This is a genomic window from Anaeromassilibacillus sp. An250 (genome assembly GCF_002159845.1).
Taxonomy (GTDB): domain Bacteria; phylum Bacillota; class Clostridia; order Oscillospirales; family Acutalibacteraceae; genus Anaeromassilibacillus; species Anaeromassilibacillus stercoravium.
In genome coordinates, this window is sequence record NZ_NFJK01000004.1 from 247,156 (window position 1) to 262,535 (window position 15,380).

Sequence of the window (15,380 nt, forward strand, 5' to 3'; positions counted from 1 at the left end):
TATGCCGACAGAACAAAAGACAAGCTTGGGGCTAAACCGGTGGCAGGGGACGGACAAACCGGCGCGCGCCGATTTTGTGGCGGACAATGAAACGCTGGATTCCCTGCTGGCCGAGCATTTTGGAGACACGCAGGCGCATCTGTCCGCCGAAGACCGCCTGCTGCTGGGGAATGCGGCGACGGTGGGAACCTACAATGGAAACGGGGCCGAGAGCCGGTCGATCACCCTCCCGTTTGCGCCAACGGCTGTGCTGGTTTTCCAGATGGACGCGCCGCCAATCGAATCCCATACGGGGTACTATCGGGTGAACTTCGCCATTGTGACGGAAGAGGGCGGCACACAGGGGGCTTCTTTGTCCGGCACTACGCTTACGGTGCAGCAGGCGCAGGGAACACCCGCTGCGGACAGCATGGCGAACAGCCTGAACCAGGCGGGCGGCGGATACGGATATCTGCTGTTCCGTTAGCCGCCGATTTGACAAGCTTTTGCCAGATATTGTAAAATAAGACAACAGAGAAAGGGGGAGGCGCCTTTGGAAAATACCGAGAAGGAAAAGAGGCCGGAACGCGCGCTGTTGGCAGCGGTGGACACGGGGGAATACGACGCGGAGGCGTCCCTGGCGGAGTTGTATGAATTGGTGCGCAGCGCGGGTGCGGAACCCTGCGGCGCGATGACCCAAAAAAGGCCCTCCCCTGACACGGCTACCTGTGTGGGTTCCGGAATGATGGAAGAGATCGCGTCGTACTGTAAAAACTACGACATCGATTTGCTGGTGTTTGACTGCGAACTCTCTCCCACACAGATCCGCAATATTGAATCCATCAGCGATGTGCGGACGATTGACCGCACGATGCTGATTCTCGATATTTTTGCATCGCGGGCAAGAAGCAGCGAGGGCAAGTTGCAGGTCGAGCTCGCGCAGCTGAAATATATGCTGCCGCGCCTTGGTGGAAAGGGCACGTCGCTCTCCCGTCTGGGCGGTGGGATCGGCACGCGCGGGCCCGGTGAGACAAAGCTGGAGACCGACCGCCGCCATATCCGCCGCCGCATTTCCAAGCTCAAGGAGCAACTGGAAGAGGTGGAGAAGCGCCGCGGCCAGATCCAGCGCCGCCGACAAAAGAACGGCGTGATTACGGTGGCGCTTGTGGGATATACGAATGCGGGGAAAAGCACCCTGATGAACGCCCTGACGCAGGCGGGCGTGCTGGCAAAGGACATGCTGTTCGCCACGCTCGACCCGACGGCCCGCGCCTTAAAGCTGCCCTGCGGAAAGACCGTCATGCTCATCGACACGGTCGGGCTGGTGCGGCGGTTGCCCCACCATTTGGTGGAGGCGTTTCACTCCACACTGGAACAGGCGGCGACGGCGGACATCATCTTGAATGTGTGCGACGCGTCCAGCAGCGAAGCGCAGGTGCACTTGGACGTCACCCGCACGCTGTTGGCTGAATTGGGCTGCGGCGGGCGGCCCATTATCCCGGTGCTGAATAAGTGCGATTTGGTCCCATCGCTGCACGATCTGCCGATGATCGGCAATGCGGTACGCATCAGCGCCAAGACGGGGCGCGGCTTGGACGCCCTGTTGGAGTCCATTGAGGAAAACCTTCCGGTCAAGACAACGCGGGTGGAGCTGCTGCTTCCCTTTGCACAGGGCGGTTTGGCGGCAAAGCTGCGGAAGGATGGAACCATCTTGCAGGAGGAATATACCGCGGACGGTTTAAAATTGACCGCGCAAGTAGATCCGGTTTTACTCCATTTGGTGCAGGACTACGTGATCTTTCCGCACGAATAGCTCTCAGAATACGATAGAAAAAATCCCCTTTGCGGTCCGAAGATTGGACGGCAAAGGGGATTTTTGTGTGGCGATTGCCAAGCAAAAAACGGGAAAGCTTTTCGGGCTTCCCGTTTCGCGGCATTTTTAGAGGATTATTCTTTGACAAGGACCTTTTCGATGCTGCCCACAAACATTTCGTGGTAGTCCTTTTCCGGATAGCAGGTTGCGTCGATGGACGGGTCGATCAATCCGGCCGGGTCGATCGGCTGCTTATGCAGCTTGCGGCAGATCAGGACCATCTTGGCCTCTGCGAAATAGGGCGCGGCTTCGTCGAACACCGGGGTCAGGCCGGTCTCCTTGCATTTGTCATAGTCGCGTCCGGAATGGCTCCCACAGAAGGACAGCGCTTTACGATAGGATTCATCAAAGAAACAAAGAGAGTAATAGTCTTCTTTCTCAATGAATTCCAGTGTGTAGCGCTGCGGGCGGACAAAGATAAAGGACACATAGTGCTTCCAGAGTTCCCCTAAGCCTCCCCAGCTGGCGGTCATGGTGTTGCATTTCTGCTCATTGCCTGCGGTAATCAGCATCCATTCTTTGTCGATCAGCGTAAAGGGATTGAATTGCAGGTCTTTGATTTCTACCGTTTTAAAACCGTTCATAAAAAACGCCTCCGTATCGTGTTTAGAATATCCTTATTATACCATAGAAGGCAAGAGGTAGGCCGGCGAATTGTGGAGAGAAAAATCCCATTGGTGAAGGACAAAACGCACAGATTGTACCATTGCTTTTCCATGGGATAGTGTTATAATAAATCGGAAAGAAAGCATTTGGAAAGGGGAGAACGTTCAACGGCGGGGGCCTTGCAAAGGCCAAATCCGAGACTGTGCACTTTCACAAGAGAATGGGAACTTGGTAAGTGGAATTTATGGAATACGGACAACGTGAATATTTATACATAAAATGCTTGATTTTTTGCATAAACAGTGTATAATAAAACACAACGAAGAAATGGGGGCTATCAAAATGGCAAAGCAAGCGATTGATAATACCAATATTAAGAAGGTCGTTCTGGCGTATTCCGGCGGCCTGGATACTTCGATCATTATTCCGTGGCTGAAGGAAAACTACAACAACTGCGAGGTTATCGCCGTTTCCGCCGACGTTGGCCAGGGAAGCGAACTGGAGGGCCTGGAGGAAAAGGCCAAAAAGACCGGCGCTTCCAAATTGTATATTGCAGACCTGAAGAAACAGTTCGTCGAAGACTACATCTTCCCGACCGTCAAGGCGGGTGCGGTGTATGAAAATAAATACCTGCTGGGCACGTCCTTTGCGCGCCCGATCATCGCAAAGCGCCTGGTGGAGATTGCGCTGGCCGAGGGCGCGGACGCCATCTGCCACGGCTGCACCGGCAAAGGCAATGACCAGGTGCGTTTTGAGCTGGCGATCAAGGCATTTGCGCCGGACATGAAGATCATCGCGCCGTGGAGAATTTGGGATTTGAAGTCCCGCGAGGACGAGATCGAATATGCGGAGGCGCACAACATCCCGCTGAAGATCACCCGCGAGACCAACTATTCCAAGGATAAGAACCTGTGGCACCTTTCCCACGAGGGCCTCGATCTGGAGGACCCGGCGAACGAGCCGCAGTACAATAAAGAGGGCTTCCTGGAGCTGGGCGTTTCCCCGGAGCAGGCGCCCGACAAGCCGACCTACATCACCCTGACCTTTGAAAAGGGCATCCCGGTCGCGTTGGACGGCCAGAAGCTCTGTGCGGTCGATCTCGTTGCCAAGCTCAACGAGGTGGGCGGCGCGAATGGCATCGGCATTGCGGATATTGTAGAAAACCGTCTTGTGGGCATGAAGTCCCGCGGTGTGTATGAGACCCCCGGCGGCACGATCCTGTATCACGCCCACAACAAGCTGGAAGAGATCTGCCTGGATAAGGCGACCTACCACTATAAGCAGAACGTCGCCAACAAGTTTGCCGAGCTGGTTTACGACGGCGAATGGTTCACCCCGCTGCGCGAGGCGCTCTCCGCCTTTGTGGACAGCACCCAGCAGACCGTCACCGGTGAAGTGAAGCTCAAGCTCTATAAGGGCAATATCATCGACGCTGGCGTGACCTCCCCGTACAGCCTGTACAATTCGGACATGGCGACCTTTGACGAGGACGAGGTTTACGACCAGGCGGATTCCGCAGGGTTCATCAATTTGTTTGGGCTGCCGATCAAAGTGCGCGCCATGGCAAAGAAGAACTGGCCTGTGGAGAAATAAGCGACGAAGTTTAACAGCAATAACCGCGCGAGATTCAGAAAAGAGAGGCCGGAGTTTCTGCCCCGCAGGGATGCCAGAAATTCTGGCCTCATACATTATACGATTCCGAGTTCCCCGCCCGGATGCAGGGGAACGGTTCGGCAGCACGGCGGATTTTGGCGGGGAAAGAGCCCTGTCGGGGGCCGGGCGTGCAATCATAGAAGGGAACGCGGCGCGACGCGCCCATCAATTATTGGGGAGTGCATCATATGAAACTTTGGACAGGACGGTTCCACAAGGAGCTCGATAAAAAGACAAACGACTTTAATTCCTCCATCCGGTTTGACAGCCGTATGGCGAAGGAGGATATTGAAGGGAGCATCGCCCATGCAACCATGCTGGGGGCGTGCGGGGTGATCGACCAAAAGGAGGCCGAGCGCATCTGCGCGGGGTTAGAAGGCATCCTGGCGGATCTGGAATCCGGCGCGCTGGAGATCGACCCGGAGGCCGAGGACATCCACACCTTTGTGGAAGCGGAGCTCACGGCCCGCCTGGGGGACGCCGGAAAGCGCCTGCACACAGCCCGCAGCCGGAACGACCAGGTGGCGTTGGACGACCGCCTGTACCTGCGCAAGCAGTGCGGCATGCTCTATGGGCAGATCAAGGAATTGATCGAGGTGCTCTGCAAGAAAGCTTTGGACTATAAGGGCGCGGTGATGCCGGGTTATACCCATTTGCAGCGCGCGCAGCCCATCACCTTTGGCCACCATCTGATGGCCTATGCGGAGATGTTCCAGCGCGATTTGGCGCGGCTCAAGGATGCGGCGCAGCGCATGAATGTCTGCCCGCTGGGTTCCGGCGCATTGGCCGGGACAACCTATCCGCTCGACCGGGCCATGAGCGCGCGGCTGCTCGGCTTTGACGACTACACCCACAACAGCCTCGACGGGGTCTCCGACCGCGACTTCTGCATGGAGACCGCCGCGGCGGTGGCCATTGCGATGGTGCATCTCTCCCGCTTCTCGGAGGAGATCATCCTGTGGTGCTCCTGGGAGTTCAAATTTATCGAGCTGGACGATGCGTTCTCCACCGGGTCCAGCATCATGCCGCAGAAAAAGAACCCGGATATCGCCGAGCTGGTCCGCGGCAAGGCGGGGCGCGCCATCGGGGACCTCACCACGCTCCTGAGCATGATGAAGGGCCTGCCGCTGGCGTACAACAAGGACATGCAGGAGGACAAAGAGGCCGTGTTCGACGCGGTGGATACCCTGCACATGTGCCTGACCGCGTTTGTTCCGATGGTGGATACCATGAAGGTGCTGCCTGAAAATATGCGCAAGGCGGCGGCAAAGGGCTTTATCAACGCAACCGATTGCGCGGACTACCTGGTGGGCAAGGGCCTGCCGTTCCGCGATGCGTATAAAGTGACGGGCGCGCTCGTGGCCTATTGCATCGACCACGATTTGACTTTGGAGACCCTGCCCTTGGAGGAATACCAGAAGTTCCACGCCCTGTTTGCGGAAGACGTTTACCAGGCAATCTCCCTGGACACCTGTGTGAACGGCCGGAAAGTGCCGGGCGGCCCGGCGCCGGAGAACGTGGAAAAAGAGGCGCAGCGGGTGTTGGCGCTCATGCAGGACGCCGTATGGCCGTACGATGAAGGGGGCGAGACGCCGTGAACAAGTTGGAAAAAGCGGCAAAGCGCTTGCGGCCGGTGGAGCCGAAAAAGGGATACTTCTGGATGGTGGTCTGCATCATCCTGGGCTTTGTCGTGGGCGCATACATCCAGCAGTATGTGATGGGGCCGGTCGGCGGCCTTTGCGTCGGCGTGATCGTGGATGAGGCGGTCTACAAGATCCGCATGAAGCGGTTTATCAGCAAGGGCGGCATCCCCACAAAACCGGAAAAGCCGGAGGAGAAACCGGCCGAAACAGCAGAAGACGATGCAAAAGAGAAAAAAGAAAAGATGTAAGAGTCCGTTTTGGACAAGGATATAGAAGGTGACGAGAATGAATATCAAGGCAGGCGTCGTGGGCGCGACCGGTTACGCCGGCGCGGAGCTGGTCCGGCTTCTCACCGGGCATCCGCAGGCGGAGCTGGCGGCCATCAGCTCGGTCAGCTTTACCGGGCAGGCGCTCAGCGACATCTATCCGGCGTACTACCACATCTGCGATTTGGTGTGCGGTACGCAGGAGGAAGTGGTGGAGAAGAGCGACGTGGTCTTTGCTGCGCTTCCGCACGGGCTTTCGCAGGAGCTCGCAAAGACGTGTTACGACGCGGGAAAGGTCTTTATCGACCTGGGGGCGGATTTCCGCCTCGAAAACGAGGACGATTATAAGGAATGGTACGGCGGGACCTACCTCTATAAAGAGCTGCACGAGCAGGCGGTCTATGCATTGCCGGAGCTGTTCCGCGAGCAGATTCGCGGGAAGAAGATCATCGCAAACCCCGGCTGCTATACCACGGCTGTGCCGCTGGCGTTGGCGCCGGCGCTGCGCAAGGGGTATATCGCCGCAGAGGGGATCATTGCGGATTGCAAGTCCGGCGTCACGGGCGCGGGCCGCAAGCTGACCCAGAACACCCACTATCCGGAGCTCAACGAAGGCTTCTCCGCCTACAAAGTGGCGGCGCACCGGCATACGCCGGAGATGGAGCAGAGCCTGTCCCATGTGGCGGGCGGGACGCCGGTCAAGTTGACGTTTGTGCCGCACCTGCTCCCGGTCAACCGGGGGATCTTGGCCACCTGCTACGCGAAGCTGCAAAAAGAGGCCTCCTTGCAGGAGATCCGGCAGGCGTACGAGGAGCAGTATGGGGACGAACCCTTCATCCGGTTGCTGCCGGAGGGCCGTGTGGCGGATATTAAGAATGTGCGCTACTCCAATTACTGCGATATTTCCCTGCACATGGACCCGCGCACCAACACTTTCATCGCCATTTCCGCCATTGACAACATGGTCAAGGGCGCTGCGGGGCAGGCCATCCAGAACATGAACCTCGCATTCGGCCTGGACGAGACCTGCGGCCTGATGCTGACGCCGCCGGCATTCTAAAAAGGGCGGCAATCCATTTTTAGGAGCGAATGAATCATGCAAGCGATTTCGATAGAAGGCGGCGTGACTGCCGCACAGGGGTTCCTGGCGTCCGGCATGTATTGCGGGATCCGCAAGAACAAAAGCAAGCCCGACTTGGCGCTGATCTATTCCAAGGTCCCGTGCGCCGCGGCCGCGGTGTACACGCAAAACCTGGTCAAGGGCGCGCCGATTCAGGTCACGCGCCGCAATCTTGCGGACGGCATTGCACAGGCGGTCATCTGCAATTCCGGAAACGCCAACACCTGCAACGCGGACGGCGAACAGAAGGCGCAGATGATGTGTGAAGCGGCTGCCAAGGCGCTGCATTTGGAACCCGAAGACGTGGTCGTAGCGTCCACAGGCGTGATCGGCCAGGTGCTGCCGATTGAGCCGATCCTGGAGGCCACGCCGAAGCTGGCGGAGTCCCTCACAGAGGACGGTTCCGCAGATGCGGCCAAGGCGATCATGACCACGGACACGGTGGTCAAAGAGGCGGCGGCCGAAGTCACCATCAACGGGAAGACGGTCCGCATGGGCGGCATCGCCAAGGGGTCCGGCATGATCCACCCCAATATGGCGACCATGCTGTGCTTTTTGACAACGGACGCGAACATCGCCCCAGCGGTGCTGGACAGCGCCCTGCGCATCGCAGTGAAGGACAGCTTCAACATGGTCAGCATCGACGGGGACACATCGACGAACGATATGACCGCCATCCTGGCAAATGGCTTGGCCGAAAACGACCCGATTGAAGAGGGGACGGAGGCGTTCGATCTCTTCACGGAGACGCTGCGTGCGATTGCCATCCGCCTGGCGCGTATGGTGGCAAAGGACGGCGAAGGCGCGACAAAGCTTTTGGTCTGCAAGGTGACCGGCGCGGCCAGCGACGCGGACGCGCGCACCGTGGCCAAGAGCGTGATCTGTTCCAGCCTATTGAAAGCGGCCATGTTTGGCGCGGACGCCAACTGGGGCCGCGTGCTGTGCGCCATCGGGTATTCCGGTGCGCCGGTGGACATCCACCGGGTTGATGTGGGCTTCGCATCGCGGGCGGGCAGCATCGAGGTGTGCGTCAACGGTGCGGGCATCCCCTTCGACGAGGAGGTTGCCAAGAAGGTCCTGAGCGAGGACGAGATCGACATCCTGGTGACACTGCACGACGGCAATGCAAGCGCTTCGGCCTTTGGCTGCGACCTGACCTATGATTATGTGAAGATCAACGGGGATTACCGCACCTGATGTTCCGGCAGGGCGGCCGCGTGCGGATGGGAAGCATCTGCGCGCCGCGCCGGAAGCGGCTACTATTTCCAATTTGAAGGGGACGACGAGTATGAAAATATCCACCGCCGAGCGGGCCAAGGTGCTTGTACAGGCGCTGCCATACATCCAGAAATATGCGGGAAAGACCGTAGTGGTCAAATACGGCGGCAACGCCATGATTAACAACGATCTGAAGGACGCCGTGATGAGCGATATTGTCCTGATGCAGCTCGTGGGCATCAATGTGGTGCTGGTGCATGGCGGCGGGCCGGAGATCAGCGCCATGCTGAAAAAGATCGGCAAGGAGAGCCAATTTGTCGGTGGGATGCGCGTGACGGACGAGGAGACCATCGATATTGTGCAGATGGTCCTTGCGGGCAAGGTCAATAAAGACCTCGTGCAGCTCTTGGAGCACCACGGCGGCCGGGCGGTCGGCCTGTGCGGGCTGGACGGCGGCATGCTGACGGCGGAAAAGCTCCGCTCCAATGAGGGGGACCTCGGTTACGTGGGGCGGATTGTGGACGTCAACACGGACATCATCATCGACGCAACCCGCAACGGCTATGTGCCAATCATCTCCACAGTGGCCGGCGGGGAGAACGGCGAGGTGTTCAACATCAACGCCGACGTCGCGGCGGCGCGCATTGCGGCAAAACTGGACGCGATCAAGCTCATCCTGATGACGGATATCCGCGGCCTGCTGCGCGACAAGGACGACGAGAACACCCTGATCCCCGTGGTCAATGTGAGCGAGGTGCCCAGCCTCAAGAACCAGGGTATCATCAGCGGCGGCATGATCCCGAAGATCGACTGCTGCGTGGAGGCGGTCCGGCGCGGCGTAAACCGCGCGCATATCCTGGATGGCCGCATCCCGCACTCCATCTTGATCGAGCTGTTTTCCGACGAAGGCATCGGGACCATGCTGTATTGATTTAGAATGTAACGGCGATGAATTTTAACGAACGTGTATATGAAATTGTGCGGCGCGTCCCAAAGGGAAAGGTCATCTCCTACGGGCAGGTGGCGTTTTTGGCCGGAAGCCCCAGAGGCGCCAGGGCGGTCGGTTGGGCGCTGCACCGCAATCCCTATCCGTGGGTCATGGGCGGGGAGAACCCCGTCCCCTGCCACCGCGTGGTCAACCGCGAAGGGCGGCTTGCGCCAGAGTTTGCGTTTGGCGGCCCGGAAGAGCAGCGCAGGCTGCTGGAGGGCGAGGGCGTGGTGGTCAGCGAAGACGGATATGTGGATATGAAAACCTATTGCGTCGAATTTTAAGGGGCGGCGTTTGCAGCCCGCAGATAGAAGGGATCGTTATGCTTTTTGAGGAAGTCAAGCAACAGGAACAGTCGTATCTGATGCCCACCTATGGGCGGTTCCAGGTCGCGCTGGTGAGCGGCAAAGGGGCCACGGCTGTGGATACGGAAGGAAAGCCATATATTGACTTTGGCGCGGGAATCGGTGTGAATGCGTTGGGCTACTGCGACCCGGACTGGGTCGAAGCGGTGTGCGGCCAGGCGGCGGCGCTCCAACATATTTCCAACCTCTATTACAATCCCGTGATGACCCAGTTGGCGGAAACCCTCTGCAAACAGACGGGCTTCTCCAAGGTCTTCTTTGCAAACTCCGGCGCGGAGGCCAACGAGTGCGCGATCAAGCTGGCGCGCAAGTACGGCGTCCAGGCGCATGGGGAGAGCTGCAACCGGATCGTCACCCTGAACAATTCGTTCCATGGCCGCACGGTGACGACACTGTCCGCCACCGGGCAGGCGGGGTTCCATCAGTACTTCACCCCCTTTACCGAGGGCTTTGCCTACGCCGATCCCAACCTGGAGAGCGTCCAGGCACAGGTTGACCAAAACACCTGCGCGGTGATGATCGAGCTGATCCAGGGCGAAGGCGGCGTCTGCCCGCTGGACAAGGGATTTGTCCAGGCGCTGGCGGCGTTCTGCAAGGAGCGCGATATCCTGCTCGTGGTGGACGAGGTGCAGACCGGCGTGGGGCGCACGGGCAAGCTGTATTGCTATGAGCACTACGGCGTCCAGCCGGATGTGATCACCAGCGCGAAGGGGCTGGGCGGCGGACTGCCCATTGGGGCCTGCCTCTGCACGGAGCGCCTGGGCGCTGTGATGGGCGCGGGCATGCACGGTTCCACCTTTGGCGGGAACCCGGTTGCCTGCGCGGGCGCGCTGGCAGTCCTGAAAAAGATCACAAAGCCGGGCTTTTTGGAGCAGGTTGCGCAAAAGGGCGATTACCTGCGGGAAAAGCTGGCGGCCATGGATGGAATCGAAGAGGTGCGCGGCATCGGCATGATGCTGGGGGCCAGGCTCAAGGCGGACAATGCCAAAGCAGTGGCAACGGCTTGCGTGGAGAACGGGCTCCTGGTGCTCACGGCGAAAAATATGCTGCGGTTCCTGCCGCCGCTCACCATCACCCAGGAGGAGCTCGACAAGGGCCTCGCCATTTTGCAAGAAACCATTTCAAACTTACAATAATATAGAAAAACCGCCCAAGGGCGTATACGGAGGGATTGACCGATGAAACACCTGTTAAAAATGCTCGACCTTTCGACCGAGGACATTACCGAGATCCTCAACCTCGCGGACCAGCTCAAATATGAGCAGAAGCACGGCATCGAGCACCGCCACTTGGCGGGCAAGACGCTCGGCATGATCTTTGAGAAGGCTTCCACAAGGACGCGCGTGTCCTTTGAAGTCGGCATGTACCAGCTCGGCGGCCTGCCGATCTTTCTCTCGGCCAGCGATTTGCAGATCGGTCGCGGCGAACCGGTGGAGGATACTGCGCGCGTGCTGTCCCGCTACCTGGACGGCATCATGATCCGCACATACAAGCAGTCCGAGGTGGATGCGCTGGCCCAGAACGGCACCATCCCGATCATCAACGGCCTGACGGATTTTGCCCATCCCTGCCAGGTGTTGGCGGACTTGATGACTATCCGGGAGCACAAGGGCAGCTTGGACGGCCTGAAAATGTGCTTCATCGGCGACGGCAACAATATGATGAATTCCCTGATCGTCGGCTGCTTGAAGATGAAGATGGAAGTGGCGGTCGCCTGCCCGAACGACTATAAGCCAAACGCGATGGTGCTCGACTTCGCCGTACAGCATCCGGCGTTCAGCATCACAAACGACCCGAAGGAAGCCGCACGCGGCGCCGACGTGGTGATCACAGACGTTTGGGCTTCCATGGGCCAGGAAGAGGAGGCGCAGAAGCGCCGTGAAGCGTTCCAGGGCTTCCAGGTCAACGACGAGATCATGTCCGTGGCAAAGCCGGACGCGATGGTCCAGCATTGCCTGCCGGCGCACCGCGGCGAGGAGATCACAGCGGAGATCTTGGAGAAGCACTCCACAGAGATCTTCGACGAGGCGGAAAACCGCCTGCATGCGCAGAAGGCGGTTTTGGTCAAGCTCTTGGGCAGAAAATAAAATATTTCAGGACGGCGAAGGGTTTTCTCGAAAAGGATACCCGGAGCCGTCTTTTTGTATGAAGCAAAACTTTCCCGTTTCAGAAAAATAAAGATACATTATTTCCTTTTCCGTTCTTCCCCCGCTCTCAAGTTTTTGAGGGCGGTTTTTTTATATGAACATACGGCAATGGGGAGAAAGGGGGAAGATCGTTTTAAGATGCTTTGAAGCGTAGTATATATGAAAAATATTCATTATAGAAAATTTAGCAAAGGGGAATTTGTGATTAAATTGCACTTATTTCGAATTATTACATAGGAAAAATGTAGTAATTGGGATGATGTAAATTTTACTAAGCATATATTAAACGTATTTCATGTATTTTTGCTGATAGAAGAACCGAAAAATGTCCATCATATACAATGATTGTATCCCGATTTTCAATGATAGGAGTGGATAAAACATGCAAGAAATGATGTATGGTTACATCCGGGTATCGACGAAGGATCAACATGAGGACCGTCAAATGATTGCGATGCAGGAGTTTGGGGTATCGGAAAAGCATATCTATATGGACAAGCTCAGCGGGAAGGATTTTGACCGTCCACAATATAAACGGCTTTTGCGCCGGTTAAAAGGAGGGGATACACTGGTCGTCAAATCCATCGATCGTTTAGGCAGGGATTACAGCGAGATACAAAACCAATGGAGGATTATCACCAAGGAAAAGAAGGCCAATATTGTTGTATTGGACATGCCGTTGCTGGATACACGCCAAAAAGGGAGGGATTTAACAGGAACCTTTATCGCAGACCTGGTCCTTCAAATATTAAGTTATGTTGCCCAGGTTGAGCGCGAAAACATCAAACAACGGCAGGCGGAAGGAATTGCAGCAGCCAAAGCGAAGGGGGTGCGGTTTGGCAGAGAAAAAATGCCGATCCCAGAGGAGTTCTATGCGCTTCGAACCCGATATCGGGAAGGCAGCATCACCGCCCGCGCTGCCGCCAGAGAACTTGGCGTTGCGCACAGCACTTTTTTGAAATGGAACCAATCTATTATGAAAAATTTATGAAATATATGTTGGTTTTGATGGTAGACTTTTGAATCCAAATTTTCTACATATTGCCAATGGAAATTTGATATAAAAATCTCCTCGATTATTGTGTAATTTAACTATTTTGCAGTACGAATGAGACTAATTTACATTACATTACAGAATTTTTGTTTATTATAGCATTTTTGGTTTTAAAAGTCTGATTTCGACACCATTTAGTGAGTATTTAAGAAGAAATAGAAGATAAAAATTACAAAATCAATAAATATTTAAAATATATAAATATAGAAAAAATATAGGCGGAATTGTCTATTAAGACATGAACTATAGAGGAAAACTGGGAAGATTTTTAAAAACAGAAACGTCTCTGAGATGGTTAACGGCTTTTTCACATGTGCGATACCATACTGGCCGACTGCAAAGGCGTATGGGTCAAAAATCGATTACAAGTACATCCTCAATATATTGACTCTGCAATCCTGCTACCGCGCACGGGGGCACATGTTCCCGTTGAGCGGCAGTAGGGGGAGGCTGATGAAGGGGGCCTGTGGAGATATTATCCCGAACTTCTTCGTCGGCCTCTCCGTGCTGCCGTATGCAATACGGCGTTCCGTTAAATCATGGGCTTAGGAAGACAGGGCCAAGGAGGCTGGCAAGAGGGAAAGCCTCTCAGAAGATTACGGCATCCCGGTCCACCATTGCCATCCGTTGGGAGCCGTTCGCTCCCCGTACACACAGCTGTGCTTTTTAAAAACGTGGCCAGCTATTTTTAAGGCCTCAACCGTTTGTTGAGGGAGAGCTACACACATTCGCAGAATACCACGGGAAACAGAAAATGGGTTTGACAACCGGGCCTGGGCAGGAAGAAGTTTCCGGGCCTGTACGGTTGTGAATTTGCTACGAGGGACAAGTCTGAGAATCCATTCGAAGAATCCTGTTGGTACTTTTATTTTATCAATCGAAAGGGGGCAGACTTTCTGGGGAGAGCGGCCAGCCTTCCGGCATTGCGCTGCCAGAAGCCAATAAGAGGGGAACAGAGAGTTTTTGGCCTGTCAGCGGTTGGGCGTTGGGCGCTGTTCGAACAAGAGGGACTATTTGAGAATAGAGTACATGTTTTGCCGTGTAATTTTGAGGAAAGAGGTGCTATAAATGAAAATCAAGTTGTCAAAGCGCTTTCTCAGCGGATTTGTGGCGCTGATCATGGTGTTATCCCTGTTACCTACGAGTGTGTTTGCATTTGAGGCAGACAACGCTGCAAAAACCATCACCGTGACAGACGAAGCGGATACTGTAAACGAAATTCAGGAAGCTATCAATTATATTAATGAACAAGAAGATAAAACCGGTTGGACCATCAATATAGAATCGGGTACATATAACCGCTTTGTGGTTGTGAATGAGCTAGATGGCCTGACGATTCAAGCAGCGGAAGACGCCGATGTTACCGTTGAGACATTAAATGGTGAAGCATTAGAGGGTTTTACTTTTGGCGGCGGTGCGCCGGACATGGGTGGTATTCAGCTATTGCATGCGAACGACGTCACATTGAGAGGCTTGAACATTGTTGTAGTTGACAATGCAGCGAACAAAACGAGCCATATGTCGGCGGGGATTAGTAATCACAGCCAGATGATCGAGTTTGCAGACAACTTTACGATTGAAGATTGCCACTTCACGGGCACAAACGATATGAGCGGACAGGGAAATGGAAATGTTGCAATTTCCATCGGCAGTTTTGAATCCTTTACGATTACAAACTGTACTTTTGAAGGGTTTGAAGAGGCTATCCGCGGACAGTCCGATAACGCAAATGTGAGCAATGCTGTAATCGATGGAAACCAGTTCATCAATTGCAATTTTGCCGTTCATGAATACGCAGGCGAATCGGACGCTTCGTCGCAGGGTACATACAGCTTCACAAACAATACGGTTACAGGTACGCCGGAGCTTTATAACAAGGCGTATTTTGAAGACCTTTATCAGGACGCAAACCGTGTGGAGTGTAACGGCTACACCATCGTTATCGAAAACAACACCTTTACCAATGCGATTGTTGGCCTGGTAAACCTGGAAGACAACAACGGAAGTTATGAAGATGTTTATGAAGACGGCGCAAACAACACCTTCGGCGATAATACGTTTGTTGTCTCCGGCAACAAAGTTTCGGGACAGATTGAGATGCACGCCAATTACGTTGCGCCGGAAGACAGCAATGGCTATTGGAAATGGACCGGCAAAGAAAACCTTGAGGGAGGCGGAAATCCCTCGGATGCCGCAGAGCGCGTTCAGGAGGCCATTGACAAGGCAAATGCGGAAGGTTCGAAAACGTTGACGTTTGGCGTGGACAACCCGGACGATTTCCTGCTGACCTTCACATGGTTTAAGGACGCTGTTTATTGGGTGAGCGGCGACAAGACCAGCTATCCTGGCTTGGAGAAGTGGATCGTCTTGGAGAACGGTACGGAAGTGGAAGCCGATACCGCCGCAGCGGGCGACGAAGTGGACTTCAAGCTCGAATCCAATGTGCCGCAGGATCTGCTCAATTACCT

At 55.4% G+C, this 15,380-nt stretch carries 14 protein-coding genes; 13 read left to right on the forward strand and 1 reads right to left on the reverse strand.

Annotated features, from left to right (window positions below):
* The first annotated feature begins 1 nt into the window (after position 1).
* Positions 2 to 466 (forward strand): hypothetical protein, encoded by a 465-nt coding sequence (locus B5F54_RS05555; protein ID WP_087231635.1) that lies wholly within the window; start codon positions 2 to 4, stop codon positions 464 to 466.
* Between the two features lie 66 nt (positions 467 to 532).
* On the forward strand, positions 533 to 1,792 hold the full coding sequence (gene hflX / locus B5F54_RS05560) for a GTPase HflX (RefSeq protein ID WP_087231638.1): 1,260 nt from the start codon (positions 533 to 535) through the stop codon (positions 1,790 to 1,792).
* A 134-nt stretch (positions 1,793 to 1,926) separates the two neighbouring features.
* Here the strand turns inward: hflX and B5F54_RS05565 are convergent, their stop codons facing one another.
* Complete coding sequence (locus B5F54_RS05565) at positions 1,927 to 2,436, reverse strand: flavin reductase family protein (RefSeq protein ID WP_087231641.1); 510 nt, start codon at positions 2,434 to 2,436, stop codon at positions 1,927 to 1,929.
* Positions 2,437 to 2,800: 364 nt separating this feature from the next.
* Between B5F54_RS05565 and B5F54_RS05570 the strand changes: the two genes are divergently transcribed.
* From B5F54_RS05570 to B5F54_RS05620, 11 genes are all read left to right on the forward strand, one after another.
* Complete coding sequence (locus B5F54_RS05570; protein ID WP_087231643.1) at positions 2,801 to 4,051, forward strand: argininosuccinate synthase; 1,251 nt, start codon at positions 2,801 to 2,803, stop codon at positions 4,049 to 4,051.
* Between the two features lie 248 nt (positions 4,052 to 4,299).
* The gene (gene argH, locus B5F54_RS05575) at positions 4,300 to 5,709 is read left to right on the forward strand and encodes an argininosuccinate lyase (protein ID WP_087231650.1); all 1,410 of its coding nucleotides are present in this window, start codon (positions 4,300 to 4,302) and stop codon (positions 5,707 to 5,709) included.
* A complete protein-coding gene (locus tag B5F54_RS05580; protein ID WP_087231653.1) occupies positions 5,706 to 6,002 on the forward strand; it encodes a hypothetical protein in 297 nt (98 codons plus the stop codon). The genes argH and B5F54_RS05580 overlap by 4 nt, the downstream gene beginning before the upstream one ends.
* Before the next feature lie 37 nt (positions 6,003 to 6,039).
* Positions 6,040 to 7,080, forward strand: a complete 1,041-nt coding sequence (gene argC / locus B5F54_RS05585) for an N-acetyl-gamma-glutamyl-phosphate reductase (protein ID WP_087231656.1) — start codon at positions 6,040 to 6,042, stop codon at positions 7,078 to 7,080.
* Positions 7,081 to 7,116: 36 nt separating this feature from the next.
* Complete coding sequence (gene argJ, locus B5F54_RS05590) at positions 7,117 to 8,337, forward strand: bifunctional glutamate N-acetyltransferase/amino-acid acetyltransferase ArgJ (protein WP_087231659.1); 1,221 nt, start codon at positions 7,117 to 7,119, stop codon at positions 8,335 to 8,337.
* A 91-nt stretch (positions 8,338 to 8,428) separates the two neighbouring features.
* Positions 8,429 to 9,289, forward strand: a complete 861-nt coding sequence (argB, locus tag B5F54_RS05595) for an acetylglutamate kinase (RefSeq protein ID WP_087231662.1) — start codon at positions 8,429 to 8,431, stop codon at positions 9,287 to 9,289.
* A 17-nt stretch (positions 9,290 to 9,306) separates the two neighbouring features.
* A complete protein-coding gene (locus tag B5F54_RS05600; protein WP_087231665.1) occupies positions 9,307 to 9,630 on the forward strand; it encodes an MGMT family protein in 324 nt (107 codons plus the stop codon).
* Between the two features lie 38 nt (positions 9,631 to 9,668).
* Positions 9,669 to 10,847: an aspartate aminotransferase family protein gene (locus tag B5F54_RS05605; RefSeq protein ID WP_087231668.1), complete on the forward strand. Its 1,179-nt coding sequence runs from the start codon at positions 9,669 to 9,671 to the stop codon at positions 10,845 to 10,847.
* A 42-nt stretch (positions 10,848 to 10,889) separates the two neighbouring features.
* On the forward strand, positions 10,890 to 11,798 hold the full coding sequence (argF, locus tag B5F54_RS05610; protein WP_087231671.1) for an ornithine carbamoyltransferase: 909 nt from the start codon (positions 10,890 to 10,892) through the stop codon (positions 11,796 to 11,798).
* 442 nt (positions 11,799 to 12,240) lie between these two features.
* Positions 12,241 to 12,849, forward strand: a complete 609-nt coding sequence (locus B5F54_RS05615; RefSeq protein WP_087231674.1) for a recombinase family protein — start codon at positions 12,241 to 12,243, stop codon at positions 12,847 to 12,849.
* Positions 12,850 to 13,980: 1,131 nt separating this feature from the next.
* Positions 13,981 to 15,380: hypothetical protein (locus B5F54_RS05620; protein ID WP_140400333.1), on the forward strand; the 1,400-nt coding region annotated here is incomplete at its 3' end.

Coding starts and splice junctions, on each gene's coding strand:
- argF (WP_087231671.1), top strand. CDS start 10,890: ATGAAACACCTGTTAAAAATGCTCGACCTTTCGACCGAGGACATTACC.
- B5F54_RS05565 (WP_087231641.1), bottom strand. CDS start 2,436: ATGAACGGTTTTAAAACGGTAGAAATCAAAGACCTGCAATTCAATCCC.
- argJ (WP_087231659.1), top strand. CDS start 7,117: ATGCAAGCGATTTCGATAGAAGGCGGCGTGACTGCCGCACAGGGGTTC.
- B5F54_RS05600 (WP_087231665.1), top strand. CDS start 9,307: ATGAATTTTAACGAACGTGTATATGAAATTGTGCGGCGCGTCCCAAAG.
- B5F54_RS05615 (WP_087231674.1), top strand. CDS start 12,241: ATGCAAGAAATGATGTATGGTTACATCCGGGTATCGACGAAGGATCAA.
- argH (WP_087231650.1), top strand. CDS start 4,300: ATGAAACTTTGGACAGGACGGTTCCACAAGGAGCTCGATAAAAAGACA.
- B5F54_RS05605 (WP_087231668.1), top strand. CDS start 9,669: ATGCTTTTTGAGGAAGTCAAGCAACAGGAACAGTCGTATCTGATGCCC.
- B5F54_RS05555 (WP_087231635.1), top strand. CDS start 2: ATGCCGACAGAACAAAAGACAAGCTTGGGGCTAAACCGGTGGCAGGGG.
- B5F54_RS05570 (WP_087231643.1), top strand. CDS start 2,801: ATGGCAAAGCAAGCGATTGATAATACCAATATTAAGAAGGTCGTTCTG.
- argB (WP_087231662.1), top strand. CDS start 8,429: ATGAAAATATCCACCGCCGAGCGGGCCAAGGTGCTTGTACAGGCGCTG.
- argC (WP_087231656.1), top strand. CDS start 6,040: ATGAATATCAAGGCAGGCGTCGTGGGCGCGACCGGTTACGCCGGCGCG.